This is a genomic window from Ruegeria sp. CF1 (assembly GCF_056537445.1).
On the sequence record NZ_JBQFRN010000024.1, the window covers coordinates 1 to 4,193 of the forward strand.

Annotated in this window: 1 protein-coding gene; it reads right to left on the bottom strand. The window is 57.5% G+C overall.

Going from position 1 to position 4,193, the window contains the following annotated elements; translation table 11 throughout:
* The coding region (locus ACRZ96_RS21085) for an Ig-like domain-containing protein (RefSeq protein ID WP_480815081.1) at window positions 1-4,193 on the bottom strand (4,193 nt) is incomplete at both ends.

Consider the following 4,193-nt stretch of genomic DNA (forward strand, 5'->3'; position numbering starts at 1 on the left):
CAACGCATGGGAAATGCCCGACGGGCCCTCGATCGTCCAGACCGGGTTCAAAACATTGGATGAAAAGTCATCCGAAATGATACCGCTCGGGAGGGGAGGCAGCGCAATCGCCAAGTTGAAATTCACCATGACGGCCGGAGCGACCCCGTCACTCAACGATAGAGCAATGCTGTCGCTACCTTCGACCGAGTCCGTTTGGTAGTAAGAAACACGGCCGAGGTTCACATCCTCCTGTGTGAAGCTGCCCCCGGCCCCGAGCGTCATACCATCCAGTCGCAGTTCACCCAGAGTGGGAACTGTATCCAGTGTATAGGTCAGTTGTGCGGTGGATTGTTCTGCATCGCTAGCAGCCAGCAGCGTGGAATCGATTGCCACGCTCTGACCGGGCTCAAGACCCACAGAAAGCGATTTCTCTTGGAACAGCACAGAAATCGTGCCGTCCGTCTTGCTGGCTCCAAGAATATCGAGCAGCCCGTCTCCATTCATGTCAACGGGAACCGCCCCATAAGCGCCAACAGCATTGTCGTCTGCAATAACGTTGGTGAAGTTCCCCGATCCGTCATTGAGATAGAGCCGGATCGTGTTGTCATCGACGCTGGCCGAGAGCACATCAATATCGCCGTCGCCGTCGACATCGGCCGCGTCGACATAGCGCGGGGCATCCGCATCGGCGTTGATCAGGGTTTTGATGAAAACACCGCCGTCATTACGATACCAAGCGATCGTGTCGTCGTCCTTGCTGGCATTCAGAATGTCCAGATCGCCATCTCCATCGAGATCCGCAGTTGTGGTGAAATAGGCACCGTCAGCGGCATTGTCGACGACCCACTTGGTGAAATTCTGGTTGCCGTCATTTTCGTACCAGGCGACAGTATCGTCGTCGAAACTAGCCGTCACAACATCCAGATCGCCATCTCCGTCGAGATCGACCGGCACCGCAGATTTGGCCGCCATCGATGCGCCATCAATGACATGGGTAACGAAAGTCTGATTGCCATCATTTTCGTGCCACGAGATGGTATCAGCATCCTGCCCGGCGGTCACCAAGTCCAGATCGCCATCCCCGTCGAAATCGGCGGCGAAGATCGAATGCGCTCCATCCTCGTTAAGAATGATAGTCTTAGCGAAATTCCCCGCCCCGTCATTACGGTACCAGGCATAGGCATCCTCGCGATAACCGCCGGCCAGCACATCCACATTGCCGTCCTGATCCAGATCCACCAGTGAGGCGGGATAGGACGATTCCAGTGCCGCATCGATGGTGTGCGGGGTGAATCCAGACGCCCCGTCGTTTTTGAACCAGACAACGGAATCGTTCTGCTCCGAAGTCGCCACGATGTCGAGATCACCGTCATGATCGAAGTCCGCCGCCAGCGCAATATGAGTGAGTGGCATCGCGGTGCTGACCACGATTTTGGAGAATTGGCTGCTGCCGGTCGAGATGACCGGGGCCGTATTTGCGGAGTTGAGCATGACCGTCGCCACATCACTTGCCCCCGACGGGTCGGTGACCCGATAGGTGAAACTATCGCCGCCCACATGGCCGGGATCGGCCGTATAGGTGAAACTGCCATCGGGGTTCAGCGTCACGCTACCGTTTGAAGGCCCGGTTTCGGGCGTTACCGTCAACGTATCGCCGTCCGGGTCAGTGTCATTGCGCAGAACGCCGTCTGCCACCAGAACGGTCACATCGCCCGAAGCATCCAGTTGATAGCTATCATTCAATGCATCCGGCGGATCGTTGTTCGGCGTTGTGTCGCTAACGGTGATATCCACCGTTGCGGTGTCGGTCGAGTTGCCGTCGCTGATGGTATAGGTAAAGCTGTCGTTCCCGTCGAAGCCCGGGTCGGGCGTATAGGTATAGGTGCCGTCGCCATTGTCAGTCAGGGTGCCATTGGCTGGCTGGGTCACGCCAGTCAGGGTCAGCGAGTCGCCATCGACGTCGCTGTCATTGGCCAGCAGGTCCGCGGTCACATCGATTACCAGCGCCACGTCCTGATCGGTGGTCAGATCGTCATCCATCGCATCGGGATGATTGTTGATGGGTACGATCGTCCCGTCCTCATTCACGATCGGGGCGTCGCTGTTTTCAAAATAGTCCACCTGGGTGGTATAGCCCGGTGTCACGCCGTTCTTCGGCGCACTGCCCGCGAAGACACCCACCTGTGAAACCGTCATCGCATGGTTGATCACCAGAGCCGTGTTCCAGTTGACCCGGTCGTCCGAGGTTTCGAAGGTCCAGCTGTCCCCTGAGCGAGTGATCCTGAAATCCGTAACGCTGCCGTAAGGAATGCCCTGGAACAGTTCGAAATTGGTCGATCCGCCATCTATCACACCCACAATCAGCCGGAGCACCCCGTTCGAGGTATAGGCAATATCAAAACGGATGAAGTTATTGGCGTCCTGAACGACCAGAAGCCCCTGTTCCTGGAAGGTCTGGTTCGGCTCTGTCAGAAAGCCGGCACTGATCTGGAAATCCGTATCGGCCGTATTCTGCATGACGCGTGGCGTTGTCAGAAAATCAGAAGCGCTGACGGGTGTGTCAGGAGGAGATTCAATGACCAGGAAACCGTCAGTGGCGCTGGTTCCGAAATAAGCGCTTCCCGCAATGCCCGAAAACGCCCAGTCCGAGGAAAGCGTGCCCCCAGCGAAGTCGTCCGAAATGATGTCGTTTGCACCATCCGTGATGGAGATATCTATGGTTGCGGTGTCGGTTTCGGTTCCGTCGGAGACCTGCACGGTCAGCTGCCGCGTGGGGGTGCCGATAGGATCAAGGTTTCCGGAATCTGCCAGAGTGATGGCGCCGGTGGACGAAATCGCGAAGGTGCCGTCGTCGTTTCCGGCCGTGATCTGATAGCTGAGCATGTCGCCATCGGCATCGGTGGCGGGAACCGTGCCCACCAGGCTGCCCACGGTAGCCGCATCGCTCACCGAGAAGGCCGCATCGCTTGCCTCGGGGGCGTCGTTCACGGGGTCAACGGTAATCGTGACCGTCGCCTGGGTGCTGCCGCCACGACCGTCCGAAATCGCGTAGGTGAACGTATCGTCGCCCGCGAAGTCCGCCTCCGGCGTGTAGCTGAAGGAGCCGTCGCCGTTCAGCACCAGCGTCCCGTCTGTGACACCGCTCACTAAAGTGACATTCAGCGGATCGCCATCCGGGTCGCTGTCATTGGCCAAAACCCCTGCTGCTGCCACGTTGAGAACTGTGTCTTCGGTTGTGTTGTAGGCGTCGTTTGTGGCAGTCGGCACAAGGTTGGTCGGGTCGGCAACCGTGATTGAAACGGTCCCGGTATTTTCACCGCCCTGACCATCGCTGACGGTATAGGTGAAGCTGTCAACTCCGACGTAATTGGTAATCGGCGTATAAGTATAGGTGCCGTCGCCATTGTCAGTCAGGGTGCCATTGGCTGGCTGGGTCACGCCGGTCAGGGTCAGCGAGTCGCCATCGGCGTCGCTGTCATTGGCCAGCAGATCTGCGGCCACATCCAACACCAGCTCGGCATTTCGCGTTGCCAGCAGGGTGTCATCGCCCGCTACCGGCGCATCATTCAGAGCGTCGCTGCTCATCTGGGCGATGGTTGCAGCGTCAAACACGGTATCGTGAAGCGTAGCTTCACTGATTGTGCCATCAAACCCGTCACGCAACCTATTAGCCACGCCATCATCACTGGCCCACTGATTGGCACCGATCACGACCGGCTCTTCATTGCCCAACAAACCACCGGTATAGGCGTCGCTGACCTGCGCTATCCCATCCACATAAACGATCAGCCCTGTGGTCCCGAAGGTCACGGCTATATGATGCGTCTGGCCAGGGGTGATCAGAATATCGGTCTCAATAGAATAAGTAGTCGTCAGATCCTGGAAGCGGGCAACGACTTTACCGTCCTCTATATAGATGCCTACATGCCCGCCATTGTCGAAACCCCCTGAATCCTTGGAGAACAGGAAGCGACGACCATCCACAGCATCCGCAATAAAGGTGAAACTCAGCGTTCCGTCTGACACGAGGTATTGCGGATCATGAGCCAGAACCATCGCGTTCGAAACATTACCATCAAACCCGTGTGGGCCACTCTCAAACAGGGGGGTAGGTGTCGAGCCATCCGTGATGGAGATATCTATGGTTGCGGTGTCGGTTTCGGTTCCGTCGGAGACCTGCACGGTCAGCTGCCGCGTGGGGGTGCCGATAG